14 protein-coding genes, 1 tRNA gene and 1 pseudogene are annotated in these 24,448 nt (G+C 39.2%); 14 read left to right on the forward strand and 2 right to left on the reverse strand.

Annotation, left to right across the window (positions count from 1 at the left end; all coding sequences use genetic code 11):
- The first annotated feature begins 61 nt into the window (after positions 1–61).
- The 3 genes from HMPREF9447_RS15225 to HMPREF9447_RS15235 all read left to right on the forward strand — a co-directional run bounded on the left by HMPREF9447_RS15225 (position 62) and on the right by HMPREF9447_RS15235 (position 5,162).
- On the forward strand, positions 62–1,777 hold the full coding sequence (locus tag HMPREF9447_RS15225; RefSeq protein WP_009130638.1) for an ArnT family glycosyltransferase: 1,716 nt from the start codon (positions 62–64) through the stop codon (positions 1,775–1,777).
- On the forward strand, positions 1,778–2,314 hold the full coding sequence (locus HMPREF9447_RS15230) for an HD domain-containing protein (protein WP_009130639.1): 537 nt from the start codon (positions 1,778–1,780) through the stop codon (positions 2,312–2,314).
- 79 nt (positions 2,315–2,393) lie between these two features.
- Positions 2,394–5,162, forward strand: a complete 2,769-nt coding sequence (locus tag HMPREF9447_RS15235; RefSeq protein WP_044138260.1) for a putative LPS assembly protein LptD — start codon at positions 2,394–2,396, stop codon at positions 5,160–5,162.
- Positions 5,163–5,200: 38 nt separating this feature from the next.
- On the opposite strand, the gene ung is transcribed toward HMPREF9447_RS15235, so the two are convergent.
- Together ung and asnA are read right to left on the reverse strand one after the other, a co-directional pair.
- A complete protein-coding gene (gene ung, locus HMPREF9447_RS15240; RefSeq protein WP_009130641.1) occupies positions 5,201–5,863 on the reverse strand; it encodes a uracil-DNA glycosylase in 663 nt (220 codons plus the stop codon).
- Positions 5,864–6,010: 147 nt separating this feature from the next.
- Positions 6,011–7,048, reverse strand: coding sequence for an aspartate--ammonia ligase (asnA, locus tag HMPREF9447_RS15245; RefSeq protein WP_009130642.1), 1,038 nt, complete (start codon positions 7,046–7,048; stop codon positions 6,011–6,013).
- A gap of 203 nt (positions 7,049–7,251) precedes the next feature.
- Here asnA and HMPREF9447_RS15250 point away from each other — a divergent pair.
- From HMPREF9447_RS15250 to HMPREF9447_RS15305, 11 genes and pseudogenes are all read left to right on the forward strand, one after another.
- A tRNA-Arg gene (locus HMPREF9447_RS15250) sits at positions 7,252–7,324 on the forward strand.
- Positions 7,325–7,466: 142 nt separating this feature from the next.
- Positions 7,467–7,775, forward strand: coding sequence for a hypothetical protein (locus HMPREF9447_RS28480; RefSeq protein WP_009130643.1), 309 nt, complete (start codon positions 7,467–7,469; stop codon positions 7,773–7,775).
- Positions 7,776–7,878: 103 nt separating this feature from the next.
- Positions 7,879–8,597 (forward strand): annotated as a pseudogene (locus tag HMPREF9447_RS29330) (hypothetical protein); the annotation flags it as partial.
- Between the two features lie 223 nt (positions 8,598–8,820).
- Positions 8,821–9,366, forward strand: coding sequence for an RNA polymerase sigma-70 factor (locus tag HMPREF9447_RS15265; protein WP_009130646.1), 546 nt, complete (start codon positions 8,821–8,823; stop codon positions 9,364–9,366).
- Between the two features lie 64 nt (positions 9,367–9,430).
- On the forward strand, positions 9,431–10,414 hold the full coding sequence (locus HMPREF9447_RS15270) for a FecR family protein (protein WP_009130647.1): 984 nt from the start codon (positions 9,431–9,433) through the stop codon (positions 10,412–10,414).
- A 156-nt stretch (positions 10,415–10,570) separates the two neighbouring features.
- Positions 10,571–14,119: a TonB-dependent receptor gene (locus tag HMPREF9447_RS15275; RefSeq protein WP_009130648.1), complete on the forward strand. Its 3,549-nt coding sequence runs from the start codon at positions 10,571–10,573 to the stop codon at positions 14,117–14,119.
- A gap of 17 nt (positions 14,120–14,136) precedes the next feature.
- On the forward strand, positions 14,137–15,789 hold the full coding sequence (locus HMPREF9447_RS15280) for a RagB/SusD family nutrient uptake outer membrane protein (RefSeq protein WP_009130649.1): 1,653 nt from the start codon (positions 14,137–14,139) through the stop codon (positions 15,787–15,789).
- A gap of 123 nt (positions 15,790–15,912) precedes the next feature.
- Positions 15,913–18,108 carry a GH92 family glycosyl hydrolase gene (locus tag HMPREF9447_RS15285; RefSeq protein WP_009130650.1) on the forward strand — a complete coding sequence of 732 codons (2,196 nt, stop codon included), beginning with the start codon at positions 15,913–15,915 and terminating at the stop codon, positions 18,106–18,108.
- A 14-nt stretch (positions 18,109–18,122) separates the two neighbouring features.
- A complete protein-coding gene (locus HMPREF9447_RS15290; protein WP_009130651.1) occupies positions 18,123–19,502 on the forward strand; it encodes a sialate O-acetylesterase in 1,380 nt (459 codons plus the stop codon).
- A gap of 193 nt (positions 19,503–19,695) precedes the next feature.
- Positions 19,696–21,687 carry a glycoside hydrolase family 97 protein gene (locus HMPREF9447_RS15295; RefSeq protein WP_009130652.1) on the forward strand — a complete coding sequence of 664 codons (1,992 nt, stop codon included), beginning with the start codon at positions 19,696–19,698 and terminating at the stop codon, positions 21,685–21,687.
- A 342-nt stretch (positions 21,688–22,029) separates the two neighbouring features.
- On the forward strand, positions 22,030–24,447 hold the full coding sequence (locus tag HMPREF9447_RS15305; RefSeq protein ID WP_081589782.1) for a glycoside hydrolase family 2 TIM barrel-domain containing protein: 2,418 nt from the start codon (positions 22,030–22,032) through the stop codon (positions 24,445–24,447).
- The last annotated feature ends 1 nt before the right edge of the window (position 24,448 follow it).

A 24,448-nucleotide genomic window follows, 5' to 3' on the forward strand; every position in this document is an offset into this window, starting at 1 on the left:
GGCATTGTTGGAGAATAATCGTACTTTTGCGGGCAGAAATCATAAACAACGAGAGAATATTATGTCAGAAAAGAAAAAAGCATTTTGGTTCATAGCAATGCTGAGTGCGCTTGTAATACTTCCTTTCTTGGGAGAAACTATTTTTTATTCTAAAGGAGAACCTCGTGAGGCCATTGTGGCTTTCTCTATGTTGGAGAGTGGTAATTGGATACTTCCGGTGAATTATGGAACCGATATCGCTTTTAAGCCTCCTTTCTTTTACTGGGCGATTGCAGCTGTATCTTCCCTTTTAGGTGGAGTTACAGAATATTCATCTCGCTTACCGTCTGCTCTTGCTTTTTTAGCCATGCAGTTGGTGTTCTTTTCTTTTATAGCTAAACGTAAAGGTATAAAGACAGCTTTTCTTGCTTCTATCCTTCTTTTATCCTCTTTTGAAGTGCACCGGGCGGCGGTAGCCTGCCGTGTCGATATGGTACAGGTGTCGTTCATTGTTATTTCATTGTGCTTGTTGTTTCGTTGGGATGAGAAAGGATGCCGGGGCATTCCCTGGTTGGCTGTGCTATTGATGGGCTGTGCTACGTTGACTAAAGGACCGGTAGGCTCTATTTTCCCTTGTGCTTGTATAGGTCTTTACCAGTTACTGCGTGGACGTTCTTTCTGGAAGGCATTTTTTCTGTTGCTCCCTGTAGGAATACTTTCTTTGATTCCTTATGCTGCATGGATTGGTGCGGCCTACGCACAGGGCGGACAATCCTTCATTGATTTGATGTTGGAGGAGAACACAGGTCGTTTCATGGGTAAAATGTCTTATGAATCACATGAAAATCCGCTATGGTATAATTTCCTGACCATTATTTGGGGATGGATACCTTGGACTCTTGTGTTGCTTATTTCTCTCTTTGGGCTGAAATGGAAGAATATCAGAGTACTACCTGCTGGCACATCTTTCGGTGAACGCATCAGAAAGGCTTGGGATCAGTTTCGTTCACAGTCTCCCTTGCAACTGTTTACATGGGTAGTGATTCTCTTTATTTTTATCTTCTATTGTATTCCCAAGAGTAAACGTAGTGTTTATCTGCTTCCTATCTATCCCTTCATGGCAGTGCTGATGGCTGAGTATTTGCTGGCTTTGGTACAGCGTGGGGCAAAGGTCTTTAAGATTTCTGCTATTATTTTTGCTTCTCTGTGCCTGATACTGACAGCTACTTTCATCGTTGTACGTTTAGGATTGGTACCGGATAGTCTTTTTGGAACCGGTCGCCATGCAGCCGAGAATGTTGCTTTTATGCATGCTTTGAAAGAAGTTTCTCTTTCTATTCCCAAATGGTGTCTGGTGGTGCTTCCATTGATTGCAGCTGTCTGTACATGGAGAGGGGTAGTAAAGCAGGCCGGTGCATACTCCTTATTATATAGTATTGCCGGATGTATGCTTTGCCTTTTTGTCTCATTGGATGCGGTATATCAACCTACGGTATTGGCTGTCAAATCTGATAAGCATCTGGTTAATCAAATCAGGGAATATGTGCCTCAGGGAACGGTTTATTCATATGATGGTATGAGTTTCTATGGTGTCAACTTCTATATGAACGATCGGATGCGACATTTTGAAGAGGAATTGCCATCCGGTGAAGGATATGTCATATCATCGGAGAAAGAAAATAAGCAGTTACTGGAGAAATTTGGTGATGCATACGAGTTCGAAGAAATTTTCCTTACGCAGAAGCGTAGCTGCGATTTGCGTGCTAAAGTTTATATGTATAAGTTTAAAAAGAAATAAATGTCACCTATCACAATCATTGATAAATATTATCCGGAAGATAATGAACGGAAACATATCTTATCGGTGCATAGCCGTTTGGTAGCTGAGAAAGCGTTGTGGATTGCCGATCATCATCCGGAACTTCAGTTAGATAAAGACTTTTTGTATGAAGCCGGCATGTTGCATGATATTGGTATCTTTCTGACTAATGCCCCGGGTATCTTCTGCTTTGGTGATCAGCCTTACATCTGTCACGGCTATCTTGGAGCCGACTTGATGCGTCAGGAGGGGTATCCACGCCATGCGTTGGTATGTGAAAGGCATACGGGCGCAGGGCTTTCGTTGGATGATATCATTACGCAAAACCTGCCTGTACCCCATCGGGATATGCTTCCGGTTAGTCTGGAAGAGCAAGTTATTTGTTTTGCAGATAAGTTCTATTCTAAAACCCATTTGGAACGGGAAAAAACTGTAGAAAAGGCACGGAAAAGTCTTTCTTATTTCGGCAATGCAGGCTTGGAACGTTTTGATTGTTGGTGCGAACAGTTCTTGTAGCATTCTAAATTTCTTTAAAAAGGGAGATTATCCGTATAATTTACGTACTTTTGCCCCTTCAAGCGGAAACTATTAGTTGATTACGCCATTGAAAGCAAATACATTCATATCATTCATACTACTACTTGTCTTACTCCTGCTCTCCGGCGAGGCTTTTTCGCAACGTCGGCGTGGGAGGACTGTTCCCCCTGGAACTGAGCGGGCAGATACCTTTAATATTGAAGGTGTGCAAAGAGGGGATACCTTACAAAACGACACGGTACAGTTGCAACCTGCTAAAAAGAAGCAGCCGTTGGATGCCCCGGTGATTTATGAAGCCACTGACTCTATTGTGTTCACCCAAGGTGGTGTAGCCAACTTATATGGAGATGGAAAGGTGAATTATCAGAAAATAGAGTTGGCAGCTGCCGTGATTACCATGAATATGGATAGTAGTACGGTTTATGCCTACGGTGTGGAAGATACTCTGGGGAAAGTAACAGGAAAGCCGGTTTTCAAAGATGGTGATACACCTTATGAAACCAATACTATTCGATATAATTTTAAGAGTAAGAAGGGACTTATTAGTAATGTAGTCAGCCAGCAGGGTGAGGGATATGTTACGGGTAATAATGCCAAGAAAGGTATGAATGATGAGTTGTATATGAAAAGCGGCCGTTATACCACTTGCGATAACCATGATCATCCTCACTTCTACATGCAGATGACTTATGCCAAGGTGCGGCCCAAAAAGAATGTGGTGACGGGGCCGGCATATTTGGTTATAGAAGATGTACCGTTACCTCTTGCCGTTCCGTTTTTCTTCTTTCCTTTCTCCAGTAGTTATTCGTCAGGTTTCATTATGCCAAGTTATATGGACGACTCTGCCCGTGGCTTCGGTCTGACGGATGGTGGTTACTATTTCGCTATCAGTGATAAAATGGACTTGAAACTGCGGGGAGACATTTTTACGAAAGGTTCTTGGGCGTTGAATGCGGAAACGAACTATAATGTCCGATATAAGTTTTCCGGTCTGTTTCAGGCCAGTTACCAGATTACTAAAACAGGTGATAAAGGTTTGGAAGACTATGCTGTAGCAAAAGATTTTAAGGTTGTATGGTCACACCGTCAGGATCCGAAAGCTAATCCTAATACATCATTTTCGGCCAGTGTGAACTTTTCATCCAGTAGTTATGAGCGTACCAATATCGGTAACATGTACAACTCGCAGGCAATGACTCAAAATACAAAAACGTCCAGTGTCAGCTATTCCCGTAACTTCCCCGACCAGAAACTTTCTATCGCAGCCACGGGTAACATTGCGCAGAACATGAAAGACTCTTCTATTGCCGTGACTTTGCCGGATTTGACTATTACGCTGAGTACCATTTTCCCTTTCAAACGTAAACAAGCGGCAGGTGATGAAAAGTGGTATGAGAAAATCTCAGTACGCTATAGCGGACGTCTCTCTAACAGTATTACAACGAAAGATAATCTCTTGTTTAAATCTAATCTGATAAAGGATTGGAAGAATGGAATGAAACATGAGATACCTATCAGTGCCACGTTTACTTTGTTCAAGTACTTCAATTTGACGCCATCAGTCAATTACACAGAACGTTGGTATACCCGTAAGGTAATGAAAGATTGGGATCCGAACGCAGGAACAAGTGGTACGGGTGCGGAGGTTAATACTGATACCATTTACGGTTTTCACCGGGTGTATGATTACAGTGCCAGTTTAGGCCTTAATACCAAGATTTACGGTATGTACAAACCGTTGTTCATGAAGAAGAAAGAGATACAGATACGTCACGTCATAACTCCTTCTGTCAGTATCAGCGCATCACCCGACTTTGGATCTTCCGGTTTTGGTTATTATGACACTTATCTCAAACCCAATGCTGATGGAACACAGGATACGGTTACATATTCTCCGTATGCCGGGCAGATGTTCGGTGTTCCGGGGCAGGGCCGATCAGGAAATATATCATTCCAGATTTCCAATAACCTGGAAATGAAATATAAGGATAAGAATGACTCCATTCGCAAGGTCAGTCTGATAGATGAATTAGGTGCAAGTATCTCTTATAATACGGCTGCCCAGGTACGCCCTTGGAGTAACCTGACCGTCAATCTGCGTTTGAAGTTGAGTAAGAGTTATACTTTCAGTATGAGTTCTGTCTTCGCTACTTATGCTTATGACTTTGATAAAAACGGTAATGTGATTACCAGTAACCGGACAGAGTGGTCGTATGGGCGTTTTGGACGTTTCCAGGGATATGGCAACTCTTTCAGCTATACGCTCAACAATGATACCTGGAAGAAATGGAAAGCGTTCTTTACCGGAGAAAAGAAGGATGGGGAGGATGCAAAAAACAGTCAGAGTGATGCGGATAGTGAAGATGACGAAACGGACGATACCGGAACAGACTCTGCTCCTACTAAGCGAAAGAAAGAAAAAGCTGCTGTAGATGATGATGGTTATCAGGTGTTCAAAATGCCTTGGTCCATAAACCTGAGTACGGGTTTTAATATAACCGAAGATACGTCGAAGCCAATCAACCGAAATAGCATGCGCTATCCGTATAAGTTTAGCCTGAATGCCCTCAATATTAATGGTAATGTTAAGATTTCCAATAAGTGGGCCGTCAGCTTTAATTCCGGTTATGACTTTAATGCTAAAAAGATTGTGCAGACTTCTTTCAACATCACGCGTGACTTGCACTGTTTCAGTATGTCTGCCAGTCTTTCTCCTTTCGGCACATGGAAATATTACAGCTTCGTTATTCGTGCCAACGCCAGTATTCTGCAGGACTTGAAATATGATAAGAAGAGTCAGACACAGACTAATATTAAATGGTACTAAAAAAAGAGGGAATTATAAATTTATAATTCCCTCTTTTTTTACCACGCTATTTCCTGCTCTCCGTGTTCCTTTAAATATGTATTTGCCCTGCTGAAGTGCTTATTCCCAAAGAAACCATTGTAGGCAGACAAGGGAGAAGGGTGTGCAGAAGTCAGTACTAAATGCTTGTTGCGGTCAATAAATGCACCTTTGCGCTGCGCGTATGATCCCCAAAGGATGAATACGAGGTGCTCACGCTGCTCGGCGAGAACACGGATTGCAGCGTCAGTAAACGTTTCCCAGCCGCGATTCTGGTGAGAACCTGCTTGATGTGCACGAACGGTGAGAGTAGCGTTCAGGAGTAGTACTCCTTGTTCGGCCCAGCGGGTGAGATTACCTGTAGAAGGCGCATCAGTGCCTATATCGTCTTTAATCTCTTTAAATATATTAATCAGTGAAGGAGGAAAGCGAACTCCGTCATTGACGGAAAAACATAAGCCATGCGCTTGTCCGGGACCGTGATAAGGATCCTGCCCAATGATAACCACCTTTACTTTGTCGAATGGACAAAGATTAAAAGCATTGAATATCAGCTTTCCCGGAGGATATATAGGATAGTGTGTGTATTCTTCCCGTACAAAATCCGTCAGCGTATGGAAATAATCTTTTTCAAATTCTGGTTCCAAACGCGCTTTCCAACTTTCTTCTATCTGAACATTCATAATTTTGTGTGTTAAAAGTTTCGGACGCTAAGATACAATTTTAATCCGATTTCTGTAATATAGCGCTGATATTATTTCTTTTGGTGGGGGATAAATGAAAAGGCATGAATTTTTTAATCCCTGCCTTTTCTTATTGTTTTTAGAATACTAAATCAAATAGATATTGTGTTCCTTACATTCCTGACGCATATCCTCCGGCCAGATACTGGCTTGAATCTCTCCGATATGCGCTTTGCGGAGATAAAACATACAAAGGCGTGATTGACCTATACCACCGCCTATAGACAAAGGTAATGTATCACTCATTAACCGTTTATGGAAGTAAAGTTCCAGACGTTTTTCTTCTTTTTCCTGCTTTAACTGGCGTTGCAATGCTTCCTTGTCTACACGGATTCCCATGGATGATAGTTCAATGCTACGTTGCAATACATCGTCCCACAATAAAAGGTCACCGTTCAGTCCCGGAAGACCGTTCAGACCTTCTGAAGTATAATCATCATAGTCCGGAGCGCGTCCGTCATGTTTTTCTCCATCGCTTAGTTTACAGCCGATGCCGATAATGAATACTGCACCATATTTCTTTGTAATGGCATGTTCGCGACATTTAGGCTCCAGATCCGGGTAGAGCTGGCGTAACTCTTCGGCATGTATGAAGTGTAATTTCTGAGGCAAGCAAGGCTTGATTTCCGGATACATTTCATACACCATATATTCTGTACGTATCATGGCTGCATAAATGCGATTCACAATTTCTTTTAAGAAATCTACGTTACGGTTCTCGGTAGTGATGACACGTTCCCAATCCCATTGATCCACATAAAGGGAGTGTAGGTTTCCCAACTCTTCATCCGAACGTATGGCATTCATATCGGTGTAAATACCATATCCGGGTTCAATATTATAATCTGCCAATGTCAGTCGTTTCCATTTGGCAAGAGAATGTACTACTTCGGCTTGTGCGTCTCCCAGATCTTTGATTGGGAATGATACGGCACGCTCCACGCCATTCAGATCATCATTGATACCCATACCTTTCAGTACAAAAAGCGGGGCGGTGACACGGCGCAAACGCAATTCGGACGAAAGGTTCAATTGAAAGAACTCTTTTATCTGTTTGATTCCTAATTCTGTTTGTTTTAAGTCCAATAAGGGGCTATAACCCTCTGGTTTTATCAGATAACTCATAAGTGTATACTATGTTTTTGTCCGGCAAATATAGGTATAATATTTATATTTGCATCGAAATTTGCTGAATTTGTGAGCAATTTGTCTCTTGTTAACCTGTAGTAGCTCTCAAAATAACATTCTTGCTCAGAAGTGTTTGCTGCAAAAAATGATAAATGATTAGGAATATGCCTGGATTTTTTATACTTTTGTCCCCGCATTAAGGCTCCGTAGCTTAGTGAATAGAGCGTCAGATTCCGGTTCTGAAGGTCGTGCGTTTGAATCGCACCGGGGTCACTAAAGAAATCCTTGATAATCAGTAGATTGTTGAGGATTTTTTTTATGTCCAAAACCTTAAGAAGTGGGTGAAAAATGAAGGATTTAGCGTGAATTTCTGTACTTGTTGATTAATAGTTGATTAATTAAAAGTAACTGTAACATGTTGACATCCAAAGCAGAAGTGATGCGTAATGAGCGAAAATTGGATGGAACATTTTACGTCAAAATTAGAGTGACTTATCAACGTAAGGTAAAACGTTTATCTACCAGTATCTTTGTGACTGAAAAGGACTTGACTGGAACATTTAAACTAAAGAACCAATGTGTAATCAATGAAGTAAATGAACTGATAAAGAGCTATCAAGAACTGTGTGCCTCTTTGCGAGTAGAGTTGAACAGTTATACATTGGATGAAATTATAAAAATGAGGAAGCATGGGAATTTGGTGAAGATGTATTTGATAAAGTAAATCCGAGCCCCAATCTTCCATACGGTTATAAACTTAAAAAAGAGATGAATCATGAATACGCAATTGTTGAAGAGGCTGTATAGTATCTACAGTCCCAGTGGAAAAGAACAGAAGGTTTGAAAATTTGGGTGCCGATGACAAGAACGGGGTATTCATCTGCCTTGAATGCCTGAAGAAATACGATTCCATTAAAGTGGTATTTTTCAGGGAGGAAGAGACCGGATGCAGGGGAAGCTCGGAAGCGGTGATGTCTTTCTTTGATGATGTGAGGTTCGTTATCCAGCCTGACCGGAAAGGTGATTCGGATCTGATTACAAGCATAGGTTATTCTGATTTGTGTTCCGATCGGTTCATAGAAGTGATTAAGTCGGAAAAATGGGGTTACATGGAGGAGAACGGCTTGATGACCGATGTCCTGACCTTGAAAGAGAAAGGACTTGAGTTTTCCTGCATCAACGTCTCATGCGGTTACTACAATGCCCATTCGGATGAGGAGGTGACAGTAAAGAAGGACCTGATGAAATGCCTGAGGTTTGTGGAACATGCCATAGAGGACTGTACCGGTGTCTGTCCCCATTTCTGAGTGGTTCATATTTCAGCCCCTATGAGTTCGAGGATGAGATTTATGACATGCTGAACTATGATTCGGACCTTACAGCCGAAGACCTTCATGACATGTACTCCATCAATTTTCCACACTTGGGACTGGAGGATTACAGAAGGATATGTGAGGACCATCGGATGTTCTGGGGTAAGGATGAAGGGACTATATTCAGTAAAAGGACAGTGTCAGTCAGACATAATACTTATATATTTGAATGATTTATTTGTGTGTCCAAGATTGTATTTCCCCATAAACTATTGATAAACTTTTCAAAGGATTCATTTTATTTACTGCCAAAACTATTTATGATCAGTAAATTTGGAATAGATTATGGGAGTTGAAATACGTTAATTAACAATATTTTTTTGTAAATTGCTTTATATATAATATTTTTGCATACTTAAAAGCACTACAATATAAAGTAATACAACCAATCTGACAATGAAGAAAGAAAACATATTGTCGAACCGTTATCATGAGATTTACCTTCAATACGTACCTATGTTATTGCGTTTTGCAGAGAAATTTGTTTCTTCTTTTTTTGCTGAGGATATTGTTCATGATACTTTTTTAAAAATATGGGATAAACAAGTATTTATGCTTCCAGAGAATGAGGTCAAAAACATCTTATTTACTTCTGTTAGGAATTCTTGTATAGATCATCTGCGACGAATGAGTTTGGAACATGAGATTATTGACAAAAGAGCACTACAACTTAAATTGGACGAACTGAATTTCTTCAATCAAGCCGAAGATTTATTTATGAAAAAGGACTTGATGGAATACATTATGAGTAAAGTTTGCGAATTGCCCGAAAAGAGACAAGAGATATTCCGGTTATCTTATATTGAAGGAATGAAAGCTGTAGAGATTGCTGAAAAGTTGAATCTATCCGTTCGCACGGTTGAGAATCAACTGTATAGAACATTACTACATTTAAGGAAAACACTTTCTTCTTCATTTATTTACTTATTTATTTTCTTTTAAAAAATAAATTCATTTTGCATGAGTAGTTTTTCTCTGCCATTCGTTTCATATATAAAAAGCAGATATGAATCGTACAATTTCCGAACTTATAATAGGGTTTCTGAAAGGCTCATTAGATAAAGAAGAAAAAGATGAATTTTATAACTGGGTAAACCGAAATCCTAAGAATAAAGAAATATATTTCGAAGCCAAAAACATTTATGATGTTTGCTTATTTGAAAACAAAACGATAGATGTTGATGAAAGCTGGCAACGTCTTTTACAAAAAAAGCATGAGCAAACATCAATCAAAACATATAATTTATGGCAGCGAATAAGTTCTTATGCTGCAATTGCTGTTGTCGCAATAATTCTCACCTCCGCTTTTTTTATTATACAGAACGATGGGCAGCAGCAATTAATGATAGCTCAATATATTGGAGGTGACGGACTTGAGGCAGACAAAATAATCCTTCCAGATGGAACACTGGTAAATATTGGTTCTAGAACCAAATTTTATTATGCACCCGATTATGGAAAAAAGCAACGTATTGTTTATCTTGAAGGAGAAGCTTCCTTTGATGTAGCAAAACAAAAATCTCGTCCATTTATCGTTAAGATTAGTGGACAAGAAGTAGAGGCTTTGGGTACTAAATTTAATATTATGGCATATCCAAATGATTCAGTAATTGCTACTACCCTTCTAGAAGGTTCAGTACGATTAACGGCCGAGAATATGAGTAAACCAATAATATTAACTCCAAACCAACAATTTGTATACAATAAAAAAGCCCGAGTTGCCAAGATATACCAAGTAGATGCATCTTTATATATTTCGTGGGTAGATGGTTATTATTATTTCCCAGATCAAAAGTTAGGTGTAATCCTAGACAGATTAAGCCATTTGTACGGAATTACATTTGATATTCAATCTCCCAAACTACAAAATGAGAAATTCACTGGAACATTCTACCGTGGACAAACGGTGAAAGACATACTAGAAATCATTAAACTTTCAATTCCGATAAAATATCAAATTGACGAGCAACGCGTGACGATAAGTGAATAATTAATCTTAAAAACTAATACTATATGAATAGCAGTTAACCTTACAAAAAAGGAAGAGAAGATTTTTGCCGAATCTTCCCTTCCTCCCAAAAAAAGTCTGTCTCAAATAAACTTCCATTTGCCGTGGAATAGTGTTTAATTTAAAACGTTCAAATATATGAATAAACAAGCTATAGTTGATTTAGTTGACCTAAAAAAAATCATAAAAGTCATGAAAATCACCTTCATTATATTAATTATATTTTTGCCACAAGTCATGGCAGGAACGCATGCTCAAAACAAAAATATTTCTATTATTGTTCAGAATGAAAATCTTGAGAATGTTTTAAGAGAAATTGAAAAACAATCAGAGTTTTTATTTTTTTATCAATCGGATGAAATCAATAAAAAAGAAAAGATAACTGTCAATAAGGAAAATAGTACCGTATATGAAATTCTTGACGAGATATCTGCTAAAACAAATCTCTCTTATACTATACGTGGTCGTCATATCGTGTTTCATCGTAAAAAAAAGGGCAGTCCTGACCAGACTGAAATTAGGATATCTTCAATAACTCAACAGAGCAAGTCTATAGGAAGGAAACTTACAGGCATTGTCAGAGACGCTTTAGGTGATCCTATAATTGGCGTTAATATTACAATAAAGGGAACTGGTAATGGTACTATCACTGATATAAACGGAGCTTACTCACTTAATATTTCTGATCCGGAAAACATTCTTGTTTTTTCTTATTTAGGATACAAAACAAAAGAAGTACGTGTTGGCGATAACAGACAACTCAACATTACACTTGAAGAAAATACTAAAGAACTGGATGAGGTTGTTGTAATCGGTTATGGTTCAATAAAGAAAAGCTCACTTACTGGCGCTGTATCTCGTATGAACACAGAATCTTTAAGCGAAAGATCTTTGGCACGTGCAGAATCTGCTCTGCAAGGGAATTTGGCAGGAGTAAATGTACGGACTGTTACAGGAGAGCCAGGAGAAAATATGCAAATTCGTATTCGAGGAGCAGCTTCAGTTAATGCCAGTTCAGATCCCTTATATGTAGTGGATGGGGTGCCTGTATCGGATCTTACTAGTATCAATCCAGCCGATATCTCTTCAATAGAAGTACTGAAAGATGCGGCGTCAGCAGCAATATATGGTTCTAGAGGCTCCAATGGAGTTGTAATTGTAACCACTCAAAAAGGAAAAACCGGAAGGCCTCGGATTAGTTTTACGGCCAATTATGGTATCCAGTCTTTGGAAAAGAAGATTGACATGTTTGATGCAAAAGAATTCATGGAATTCTATATCAGATTTAATGATGCCTATTATTTATCACTCGCCAAAGACAGAGGAATTACCGCCTCTATTAGTGATCCTAATGATGTGCGTATGAAAAATATAGGCGGTGATATCAGTAAGCCCAATTATCTGGTCATATTGGACGACCGCTGGTTTAATTACATGGATGAAAGTGTCAAAAATTCACATACTTACCAAAAAAACAGCGAAGGCCTTAGCTTTCTTGACTGGCAAGACGAATTCTATCGAAATGCATCTATCCAAGACTATAATATAAACTTATCAGGAGGCACTGAAGCTACTAACTACTTTTTCTCTGCCGGTTACCTGAATCAGGAAGGATTGGCAGTAGGAACCAGTTATGAAAGGCTTAGTTTCAGAACAAATATTGAATCTAAAATAAACAAATATTTATCGGCTGGGTTATTGATTGCACCTACTTACACCAAAAGAAAAGGAACGGGAATGATACATGGAAAAGACTCTTATTCTCATGTCATACTTTCCGTTTGCCCTATTTCGCCAGAAGGGGTTGGTTATGATACAAATATTGAACCAAATGCCAATTATCCATGGACTTACGCCTATCAAAATCCAATTGCTCGTATGAAAAGGAATATCCGAAAGCAAGAGGCTATTCGCATGTTAGGTAATGCTTTTGTACGTTTAGAGCCGATCACTGGATTGAAACTGGAAGCGTTGGCCTCGCTCAATTATTATGATAATTCGTATCATACTTATAATTTTTCAGATGTCAGTCCTACATGGGCATCAGGTGAAGGTGTAAGTTCTTCGGCTTCGTATGATACAGACCGTCGGATAGGTTATATGTATCAATTTTTGGCCAATTATGATAAAACCTTTGATAAGCATGGGATCAGTGCTATGTTTGGAGTTTCTGCAGAAGAGTCGAATAAAGGTTTTGTCACCAGTCAAAATTTTGGTGGTCCTTTCCCTAACGATGCAATTACAGATGTGTTTAACGGTGCACAACTTAACCAGAGGACAAATACGGTGACTGCTCAAACTCCTAAACGGCAAGTTTCCTATTTCGGACGTATGCAATACAACTATTTGGAACGGTATTTTTTCTCGGGAAGTTTAAGATATGATGGAGGTTCTGTATTTGGTTTGAACAATAAATGGGGAGTGTTCCCTGCATTCTCGGGTGCATGGAAACTATCCGATGAAAAATTCTTCAAAAATCTGAATTTGAAATGGATAGATATGGTTAAGTTAAGAGCCAGCTATGGAGTTACTGGAAATAATTCCATTACCCAATCGGCTGCTTATGCTGCTATGGGGTCCTCTATGTATGGTGACCAGGTAGGCTATATCGCTACTTCGTTAGGAAATAGTGACTTAAGTTGGGAAAAGACACACAGTACCGACATTGCTTTGGATTTTGCTTTCTTGAAGAATCGTGTCCAAGTTTCTTTTGACTGGTATACCAAAGAAACAAAAGATCTCTTGTATCAGATACCTACTTTTGGAGCTTCTGGATTCACCACTACATGGGGTAACCTGGGTAATATCCAAAACAAAGGTTTTGAGGTTGAACTCTCAACCGTAAATATGGATGGAATCTTCAAATGGAATACTTCTTTCAATCTGTCATACAACACCAATGAAGTAAAGAAATTGGGTGTGTCAGACACTCCTATCTATTCAGGTTTCGACAGTAGTAATCCAACAAATGTATTGATGGTTGGCAAACCTGCTCATATATTTTATATGTACGATGCCATTGGCGTATGGATGTCACAAAAAGAAATTGATGATTATAGTGCTGCCCACGGAGGAAAACAGGTTACGCTGGAAGGAAAAGCCATTAAGCCTGGTGATATTCGCTACCGAGACGTCAATGATGACGGCGTTTTCGATAAAGAAAATGACCGCGATTATCTAGGTACACCAACTCCTAAGTTTACATATGGAATGACTAATACCTTCCAATACAAGAACTTCGATTTATCCATACTGGTCACAGCGCAAACCGGTGGTAAAATTGGTGGATTCATTGGACGTCAAATAGATAGACCGTACAAAGGGCCTAATAGCAATACATTGGGGCATTGGAGAGATGCCTGGTGGTCGGAAGATGAACCTGGTAACGGAAAAGTTCCTTATGCATTAAGTAGCACCACAGGTGGAACGGTAGACTCACGCTGGTTGTATTCATCAGATTACATAAGAATCAGAAATCTGACTTTGGGTTATAAACTGCCAGTTAGTCCTACCATAATACCTTATGCAAGAGCATACATTTCTATTGAGAATTTGGCTAAATGGGATAATTATTATGGTGGCTACAATACCGAATCAGCTAATGCAGGTGGTACCAGCCTGGGTATTGATTATGGAAGTTATCCTTTAGCAAGAACAATTATGTTTGGCATCAATGTTAATTTTTAACTATAAAAAAACAGATTATGAAAAGAATACTGAAAGATTATATACTGTTCGTCATATATTTCATTGCTCTCACATTTACTGCATGTATGGATCTGGATGTTCCTCCCAAAGGTATATTGACGCCCAATACATTCTATGAAACAGCTACACAAGCCGACCAGGGGATAGTGGGAATTTATACCCGTTTAGTAGACATTCCAGTGAATCAGTATTGGTTTATGTCCGAATGCCGTTCAGATAATACTTGGGTAAATCCTACTCCCGGTGGTTTCCGTGAATATTCGGAAATCGGGACATTCCGCGCTGGTTATGACCTTGGTACTTTTAATACGGTTTGGAATTTATGGTATAGACTCATCTATAATGCAAATGCAGCACTGGAGAAATTACCAAATGCCGAATTCAAAGGAGATGAAGCTTTACGAAACCAATTTATGGGTGAGGCTCATTTTCTGCGGGGCTGGGCTTATTTTGAGTTGGTACGTTCTTTTGGAAATGTTCCCATTATTGATAAAGTGATGGCACCGGCCGATGTACTGAATACGAAACAATCTACTGCCCGTGAGATATATGATAAGATTATTGTTCCCGATCTGAAACAAGCTAAATCATTGTTACCCTTAGAGAATGAAATGAGAGATGGAAGTGGTAATTTAATCGGTACCAGTGGACGGGCTAATCATATGGTGGCTCGTGCAATGCTTGGACGGGTATATATGACCATGGCTGGATTCCCATTGAACGATCCTTCTACCCAAGCCCTAGCTGAAGAAGAATTGAATTCCGTGATTACATACTCAGAACAGAATGGTGACAAGTACTGGGCGCCAGACATTGACGAGTGGCGTAAACAATGGTCATCAGAATACAATAACAAATACAGTATATTCGCAGTACAACATCGGACAGGAGGTACTGGTAATCGAGTTGTTTATCAGATGCTGCCATCAGTACCACCATCATTCACGAAAATCTCTATTTTCGTCAATGAAATTTATATTGAGAAGACATTGATGTATGAATTTGATAAAGTACAAAAAAACACAGGCGAGAAAGACTTAAGAGGAATTGACTTCTCCATCCTTACTGGATATGAAGCTGAAGCCAACTATCCGGCTTACTCTAATACAACCGACACATTGAACCTCCCGGATGGAAAGGTAGAGACTGTACAAACAAAGTCGATGTTCTACAAATACTTCGACTCCTTACACAAGAGAGCAGCATTAGGTTTTGAAACGAATATTGAAAACACCATGATTAATTTCAACGACTGGCCCAACAACTTTCCGGTCATTCGCCTTGAAGATATTATGTTGATGTATGCTGAAATATTGGTTAGTAAAGGACAAACCACTGAGGCGTTGGCTATTATAAATAAAATCAGGGGAAGAGCAGGAGCAGACAAGCTCACGGTAACCAGTGCAACCGATGTGTTGAATGCGGTAAAGAATGAACGTAGACTCGAATTAATGTGTGAAGGTGTACGATGGTTTGATATTGTACGATGGGGAGAATGGAAAAATCGTATTTCCGTTAAATTCAATAGGTATAGTAATCCTGATGGTACAAGCCAATCGAATATTCAGGATGGTCGTTATCTCTACCCGATACCAATGAGTCAGATAGATGTAAAACCAGGATTCTATAAGCAGAATACTGATTATTAATCTAATTTCAGCAACAGATTACATAGATTATGTGGATTTCTGAAAAAGGAATCCATGTAATCTGTGCAGCTGCGTTCAAAAAAAATTAGAATAAACTTTTAGACTCCATCTTTAATACCGCTTATGAAAAAAAATATATTTTATTTTCTGTTGATAGGTATGCTATGTTCCTATTCCGGTTACATAAAAGGAACACCGGATTATACACAATATGTCAATCCCTTTATAGGAAATGCTGACAATGGACATACCTTTCCCGGTGCTTGTGTACCCTTCGGATTGATACAAGCCAGTCCCGAATCAGGTGTTGGCTCTTGGCGATACTGCTCGGGCTTTAATTACGACGACGAATTCATCGAGGGATTTGCCCAGACCCACCTCAACGGTACAGGTGTACCCGACTTGGGAGATATTCTAATGTTTCCTTTCTGTGGAGAAGTAAAAGAAGGCACATATAGAAGTACCTATAATAGAGCCACTCAAAAAGCTTCTCCTGGTTATTACGCTGTTACCTTGACCGGTGCCAATGTAAATGTGGAACTTACCGCAACTGCCCGTACTGCCTTTCATCGGTACACATTCAAAGGTCATGATCCACATATTCTCCTTGATTTACAAAGAGGATTGGTAGGGAACAAGGACAAAATAAAAGACCGTGTATTGCAAGCAGAAATCTCTATGCCCGATTCCTATACCATAACCGGGCATAACGAGGTCAGAGCTTGGGTACAACGTCACTATTATTATGTAATTCAGTTTGACAAACCCTATACCGTCAGCGAAGAACTTCCGGCATTTGAAGGCGAAAAGGCTAAACGTCTCCTGCTCTCCTTTAATACAAAACCTGGAGAGACCGTACAAGTAAAAGTCGCTCTTTCTACTGTAAGTGTAGACGGCGCACAGACTTCAATGAAAAAAGAGAGTCCCAATTGGGACTTTACGACAGTCAAACAAGCTGCTAAGAAACAATGGAACGAACTTTTATCCCGTGCGCATGTAACTGGTACAGACACCGAAAGAATAAATTTTTATACTTCTATGTATCATCTGTTTGTCCAGCCTAATAACATAGCTGATACAGATGGGAAGTATCGGGGAATAGACGATAAAATTCATACTGCTACCATTGGAGATTATTATTCCACCCTTTCCCTCTGGGATACTTATCGTGCAGCACATCCACTCTATACCCTATTAACCCCCGAAAGAGTGGACGGAATGATACAAAGTATGATTAGTCATTTTAATATTCAAGGTTTTTTACCAATTTGGACCTTATGGGGTAAAGAAAACTACTGTATGATAGGCAACCACGCTATCCCCGTTATCGTAGATGCCTATCTAAAAGGTTTCAATGGATTTAATGTTGAGAATGCTTATCAAGCCATCCGCGAAACATCAATGAAAAGTCATCTGAATTCTGATTGGAAAACATATAACAATTTTGGATATTATCCGTTCGATATCGTTACTGTAGAATCTGTATCTCGTACATTGGAGTCGGCCTATGATGATTATTGTGTGGCCCAAATGGCTAAAACTTTAGGAAAAGATGGAGATTATGCATATTTTTCCCAACGGGCCAATTATTATAAGAATCTTTATGATATGGAAACCAAACTCATGCGAGGAAAGGACTCCAAAGGTCAGTGGCGTACCCCGTTCGACACATTCCTCCTCTCCCATGCCTATACCTCCGGTGGTGACTACACCGAAGGAAATGCCTGGCAATACACCTGGCATGTGCAACACGATATTAAAGGTCTGATTGAGCTAATGGGTAGCAAAGAATATTTCGTCACTAAGTTAGATTCTTTGTTTTTTCTAGACACACAAGTAAAAAGCGACGGCTTTGTAGGTGATGTTACCGGATTAATCGGACAATATGCACATGGTAATGAACCTAGTCATCATGTAGCTTATCTATATAGCTATGCTGATAGGAAAGATAAAACACAGGCTCTTATTCGGGAAATTTTCGACCGTTTCTACCTACCTAAACCGGATGGGCTATGCGGTAATGATGACTGTGGACAAATGTCTGCTTGGTACATTTTTTCCGCTATGGGCTTCTATCCCGTTAATCCGGTAGGTGGAGAATATATATTAGGCGCTCCACAGATATCCAAAGTGTCGCTTACACTACCTGCCAATAAGACTTTTACTATGGAAGCTAAAGGACTTTCAAAAGAAAATAGATATGTACAATCGGTTGAATGGAATGGAAAACCGATTACCGGACTTTCTATCCATCATCAAGACATCATACAAGGTGGTACCCTCACATTTACCATGACCGATACCCCAATCAATCACTAATATTAAAAATAGGTATGAATAAAATATATGTTTTCTTATTCGCTCTGTTGTGGACAATAAGTCTGCCAGCTAAAATACAACTGCCAGCAGTTCTTTCTAATCAAATGGTTCTTCAACAACAAACAGATATCAAACTTTGGGGAAAAGCCACCTCGAATACCTGGGTAACTATCAAAACATCATGGAATAACCGAACATTTACCGTTCAGGCAGGGAAAGAAGGTAATTGGCTTGTTTCTGTTCCTACCCCACTTGCAGGTGGTCCTTACGAAATCAGTATAAGCGACGGAGAAGAAATCGTCTTGAAGGATATACTGATAGGAGAAGTCTGGTTTTGTTCAGGTCAATCTAACATGAGTATGCCTTTACAAGGATGGAACGGACAACCGATAGAAGGTGCTAATGAAGTATTAGTTAAAGCGAATGAGAATATACCGGTGAGGTTTTTTACAGCTACTGCTAAGACAAGTCCTACTCTGCAAGAAGATACATATGGAGAATGGTTGAAACCTTCTTCTGAAAATCTTCAGAGCGTCAGTGCATTAGCCTATTTTTATGGACAATTGTTACAAGAAACGTTAGATGTTCCAGTTGGGCTGGTAGTATCTGCTTTTGGAGGTTCTAAGATTGAATCATGGTTAAGCTACAAAGCTGTAGACGATATACCCGGTGCTTTGGCGCACCATTCTCCGAGTCAACTATACAATGCCATGATACACCCTTTCAAAAATTATACTATAAAAGGTTTTCTATGGTATCAAGGTGAAAATAATTGGGTTGATCCAGAGTTATATGCTCGGCTTTTCCCCGAACTACCTAAAGATTTTCGTAGAGCATGGAATGCAGGTGAGCTTCCTTTCTATTACGTACAGATCGCTCCTGGTCCATACGATGGTGTAGAAAAAACAACATCAGCCCGAATCCGTGAAGTACAAATGCTGAATGAGAAAACAATTCCAAACGCAGGTATGGTGGTTACACTTGATTTGGGAGGGTTATATGGTCATCCATCAAAGAAAAAAGAAGTTGGACATCGGCTGGCTTACATGGCGTTGGCGAAAACATACGGCCGTAAAGGCTTTGGTTATCAGGCTCCAGCTTATAAGTCGATAGAAATAAACAAACAGGAAATTATCATTTCGTTTGAATATACCTCTTCTCGTTGTGTTGTTCCGGCTTTTGTAAATCTAGAGAATTTTGAAGTGGCAGGGGCTGATAGAATTTTCTATCCTGCTACAGCGCGAATTAACGAACGGACACGATGCGTTGTTGTTACTGCAGAAGAAGTAACACATCCTATAGCCGTACGTTATGCTTATAAAAATTTCACCAAGGCATCACTATTTGATGAATACGACCTTCCTGTTTCTTCTTTTAGAAGTGACAATTGGTAGGTAGTATCTGTACAGTATTCACTAATAGTTTGCTACAAGAAATGAAAAACAATAGGGCAACTAAGCCAACCGAATGGAGGTGATCTTATTTTCCATAATCTATATTTTAAAAACGATATAGATGCTTTGTTGATTGTTATATTTTAACAACCAATAGGCTTCTATTGCAGAATTAACTAAAAAAATAAAAAACATGAGTTCCCGTTTATTACTTATCATCTTTTTTTTCTGGAGCGTTAGCTTAATGCACGCTCAGAAAACATTTACTGTAGAATCTCCCGATAAGAGCCTGAAAATAGATATCACCATTGATCAGGTTATTACATATTCTGTTTCCCATATGGGAGATCTAATGCTTTCCAAATCTCCCCTTTCAATGAAACTAACCGATGGAAGAACCCTGGGAATTAATGCCCGGTTATCTAGCGCAAGGACAAACATGGTACAGCAAGAAATAAAAGCACCTATTTATAAACGTGCCGTTATTTCCGATCATTACAATGAATTAACACTACGTTTCAAGGGAAACTATACACTCTTGTTCCGTGTCTATAATGATGGGGTGGCCTATCGGTGGATAACAAATTTCAAAAATTCATTTGTGGTAGAAAGCGAACAGGTTGTCTACAATTTTCCAGCAGATAACCAGGCTTTCGTACCATACGCAAACATACAAGGGTTCGCTCCTTTTATGACTTCTTTCGAAAGCGTTTATCAGCATATAAAACTATCTCAATGGAAAAGTAAGCACTTAGCTTTCTCTCCGCTGGTAGTAGAAGCAGCCAATGGGAAAAAAATCTGCCTTGCAGAAGCCGATCTACTAAACTATCCAGGTATGTTTTTAACCAATTCTGAAGGTTCAACCCGTCTGACTGGAATATTTGCTCCTTATCCAAAGGAGATGGAATGGGGAGGATATCATAATTTGCAGGAAATCGTAAAAACTACTGAAAACTATATTGCTAAATGCAAGGGTAATACAAATTTCCCTTGGCGTGTGGTCATCGTATCTGAGAAAGATTTTGAGCTGGCAGATAGTGATATGATCTACAAACTGGCCACCCCTACGCAGTGTACCGATTTATCCTGGATTAAACCTGGCAAGGTTGCCTGGGAATGGTGGAACTCCTGGAATCTATATCAGGTAGACTTCCGTGCTGGAATCAATAATGATACTTATAAGTATTACATTGATTTCGCTTCCCGATATGGGGTTGAATATGTAATCCTAGATGAGGGCTGGGCTGTAAATCTCAAAGCGGATCTTATGCAGGTAGTTCCAGAAATCAATCTTAAAGAATTGGCTGATTACGCGAAAAGTAAAAACGTTGGCCTTATTCTTTGGGCAGGATACAATGCATTCAACCGGGATATGGAAAACATATGCCGTCACTACGCTGCTATGGGGATCAAAGGCTTTAAAATAGATTTTATGGATAGAGACGACCAACTTATGGTTGAATTTCATGTACGTGCAGCAGAAATCGCAGCCAAATATAAACTTCTAGTCGATTTTCATGGAACCTACAAGCCTACCGGGTTGCAACGTACCTATCCGAATGTGATAAATTTTGAGGGAGTACACGGATTGGAACAGATGAAATGGTCTCCAGCAACCGTAGATCAAGTAACGTATGATGTTACCATACCGTTTATTCGTATGGTGGCCGGACCTATAGATTATACACAAGGAGCCATGCGGAATGCAACGAAATCAAATTATCGTCCGGTAAATTCAGAGGCTATGAGTCAGGGTACCCGTTGCCGACAATTAGCAGAATATATCGTCTTTGAATCTCCCTTGAATATGCTTTGTGACACTCCACTGGCCTATATGAATGAGGAAGAATGTACTACCTTTATTTCCCAAATCCCTACTACCTGGGATAATACAGTCGCCTTGAATGGAGAAATTAGTAAGTATATTAGTATCGCCCGGCAAAAAGGAAATGAGTGGTATGTAGGTGTATTGACCAATTGGGATGCACGTATACTGGAACTGGATTTATCGTTTTTGGGTGAGGGTAGTTATAAAGCTATTGTATTTAAAGATGGTATAAATGCCGACCGGATAGCACATGATTATAAAAAAGAAATCATAGACATTCCGATGGATAAAAAGCTTAAAATAACCCTAGCACCGGGTGGGGGATATGCTATGAAAATTTATGCTAATTCTAAATAAAAACAGAAATAGAATGAACAAAATTAAAGCTGTTTGCACTTTGCTTCTCTTACTCTTTATATTTTCTGATGTTTTATGCATAAACAGGAGAAAAAGTAACAGCCCTTGGAGAGTAGCTAGCCTAGCTATTCAAGTTTTTCACAATAGAATAAATGTAGGTGAAGGTATGAACCTATATATATGTAAAGACTGAAATCTGGATACTTATATTAATAAAGAAAATAGGAGAAGAAGTCTTCATAGTTTGAAGTACTAATGGTATAGGCTATCTAAAGACTACCATTTACCATAAAATAATTAAAAGAAAATTAGTAGTAACAAAGTCTTATTTTACTCACTAAAATGAAGAAAAATAAAATTAAAAGAAGCTTTTTGGGTGGAATCATATTCTTGTTGAATATACTTCCACTTTCAGCTCAGGAACATGCAATCAAAATCCGTGAGTCTGAATTATTCAATTTTGATTGGAAATTTAATAAAGATAATCCGGAAAATGCTCAATCTGTTGACTATGATGATTCAAATTGGCGTAAGTTAGATCTTCCTCATGATTTCCAATTGGAGCAGAATTGGGACAAAAAAGCAAGTCGGGATAGAGGTTTTAAAGCAATGGGCATTGGCTGGTATCGTAAGTCTTTCAAAGCAAATCCAGCATGGAAAGGGCGAAAGGTTTTATTGGATTTTGAGGGTATCATGTTGGTTGGTGATGTTTGGTTTAACGGTGTCAAAGTCGGTAAAACAGATTATGGTTACCTTGGATTCGAAGTTGATATATCTAAATATATCAATTACGAAGGGAAAAATGTAGTAGCTGTACGTGCTGACACTGGCAAACCCTTCAATTCTCGTTGGTACACCGGAGGAGGACTTTACCGTGATGTTCATTTATTGGTTAAAGATATTATTTCTGTTGCTCGACATGGAGTTTTTATTTCTACCTCAAACATTACGGAACATACAGCTGATATTCATGTTCAAGTAGAAATAGAAGGGATGATGTCTAAGAAAGATGAAGTGGATATTGAGGTAAAGATATGGAATCCTGATGGTCAGATGGTTGCAATAACCCAAGGAAGGATTTCAAAAGTAAGAAAAAAAACAGAAGAAATTTCACTACCTATTATACACATTAACAATCCACAACTTTGGTCATGTGAGACTCCTCATTTATATTCAGCTGAAGTAACACTTTTCAAAGATGGAAAACCAATTGACTTGGTGAAAGAAAATTTTGGTATCCGACACATTGAGTTCTCTCCCGAATTTGGTTTTAAACTAAATGGTAAAAAAATTATTTTAAAAGGGACTGCTAACCATCAGGACTTAGGAGCATTAGGTGTAGCGACTTATGAACGGGCTATCGAAAAACGTTTTGAACTATTAAAGTCATACGGTTTTAATCACATACGAACGTCTCACAATCCATACTCTGAAACTTTTTTACATATGGCCGATAAGCATGGCTTTCTGATAGTGGATGAATTATTTGATAAATTAACACAGCGATTTGCAGGAGGACGCATTCCATGGATGGAATTGTGGCCTATTGCCATTCCCGAGTGGATCAAGCGCGATCGTAATCATCCGTCTGTTATTATGTGGAGTTTGGGTAATGAATACCAGATGGATGATACTTGGTGTGGTTTTGAAGGCGATTGGGGTGTAACTTCATATAAAATCCTCGATATCATGATTAAACGTTATGATCCTACGCGCAAAACAACAGTAGCCATGTTTCCTGCCCGAAAAAATGGAATCAGATCGAGAGAAAAAGAATTTAACCACATAATCGAGCCGCCTGAGCTATCGGTTGTTACGGATATTGCAAGTTACAATTATACATACCCGGCATTCTCTGAATATGCAAAACAATATCCGCATCTGATTTTTTACCAAAGTGAAGCAGCCACACGGCAAATGGGAAAGTGTTATTATGGAATGAACCTTGATAAAGTGGTAGGCTTGGCATACTGGGGAGCAATAGAGTATTTAGGTGAGTCAGAAGGATGGCCTTGGAAAGGTTGGCATTATTCTTTTTTTGACCATTCATTGGAACCTTATCCGCAAGCATATTTTATAAAGAGTATGTTTAGTGAAGAACCTATTGTTCATATTGCCGTTGTCGATAGTGATTCTATAGGCGTTGAATGGAATGACGTTATAGTCGGCACTACACCCATGTCGTCACATTGGAATAGACCCCCAAAAAGCATACATAGCATTTTTACCTATACTAACGCTGAGGAAGTTGAACTTTTAATAAATGGAAAATCATTAGGTGTACAAAAGAATGATATGAACCCCTTACGGCGTAATGCAATTTTCTGGCGTAATGTGCCTTACCGACAAGGTAAAATTGTAGCGATAGCCCGAAGGGATGGAAAGGAAATAGCCCGTCATGAACTTGAAACGACAGGGAAAGCTGTTCGATTAAAGATGGAAATTGACAATAAGCATTGGAAAGCCGATGGCCTTGATCTGCAACATATCAAAGTTTACGCTACAGATGCTAAAGGATGTATTGTTCGAACAGCCACAGACGAAGTCACATTCGACATTTCTGGACCTGCAGATATTATAGCCGTGGATAACGGAGATATTGCAAGCCATGAGCCATACTCTGGAAATAAACGGACATTGCATCGCGGGAGTGCTATTGCTGTCTTACGTGCAGCGAAAGTAGGTGGTAAAGTAAGAATTAAAGCCACATCGCCCAGTTTAAAAAGTGTAGAACAAGTATTAACTCTAAATATGAAATAAA

Origin of the sequence: Bacteroides oleiciplenus YIT 12058, assembly GCF_000315485.1 — a bacterium.
Lineage (GTDB): Bacteria > Bacteroidota > Bacteroidia > Bacteroidales > Bacteroidaceae > Bacteroides > Bacteroides oleiciplenus.

Coding starts and splice junctions, on each gene's coding strand:
- HMPREF9447_RS15265 (WP_009130646.1), top strand. CDS start 8,821: ATGAAGAAAGAAAACATATTGTCGAACCGTTATCATGAGATTTACCTT.
- HMPREF9447_RS15270 (WP_009130647.1), top strand. CDS start 9,431: ATGAATCGTACAATTTCCGAACTTATAATAGGGTTTCTGAAAGGCTCA.
- HMPREF9447_RS15290 (WP_009130651.1), top strand. CDS start 18,123: ATGAATAAAATATATGTTTTCTTATTCGCTCTGTTGTGGACAATAAGT.
- HMPREF9447_RS15230 (WP_009130639.1), top strand. CDS start 1,778: ATGTCACCTATCACAATCATTGATAAATATTATCCGGAAGATAATGAA.
- HMPREF9447_RS28480 (WP_009130643.1), top strand. CDS start 7,467: ATGTTGACATCCAAAGCAGAAGTGATGCGTAATGAGCGAAAATTGGAT.
- HMPREF9447_RS15275 (WP_009130648.1), top strand. CDS start 10,571: ATGAATAAACAAGCTATAGTTGATTTAGTTGACCTAAAAAAAATCATA.
- ung (WP_009130641.1), bottom strand. CDS start 5,863: ATGAATGTTCAGATAGAAGAAAGTTGGAAAGCGCGTTTGGAACCAGAA.
- HMPREF9447_RS15225 (WP_009130638.1), top strand. CDS start 62: ATGTCAGAAAAGAAAAAAGCATTTTGGTTCATAGCAATGCTGAGTGCG.
- HMPREF9447_RS15305 (WP_081589782.1), top strand. CDS start 22,030: ATGAAGAAAAATAAAATTAAAAGAAGCTTTTTGGGTGGAATCATATTC.
- asnA (WP_009130642.1), bottom strand. CDS start 7,048: ATGAGTTATCTGATAAAACCAGAGGGTTATAGCCCCTTATTGGACTTA.
- HMPREF9447_RS15280 (WP_009130649.1), top strand. CDS start 14,137: ATGAAAAGAATACTGAAAGATTATATACTGTTCGTCATATATTTCATT.
- HMPREF9447_RS15285 (WP_009130650.1), top strand. CDS start 15,913: ATGAAAAAAAATATATTTTATTTTCTGTTGATAGGTATGCTATGTTCC.
- HMPREF9447_RS15295 (WP_009130652.1), top strand. CDS start 19,696: ATGAGTTCCCGTTTATTACTTATCATCTTTTTTTTCTGGAGCGTTAGC.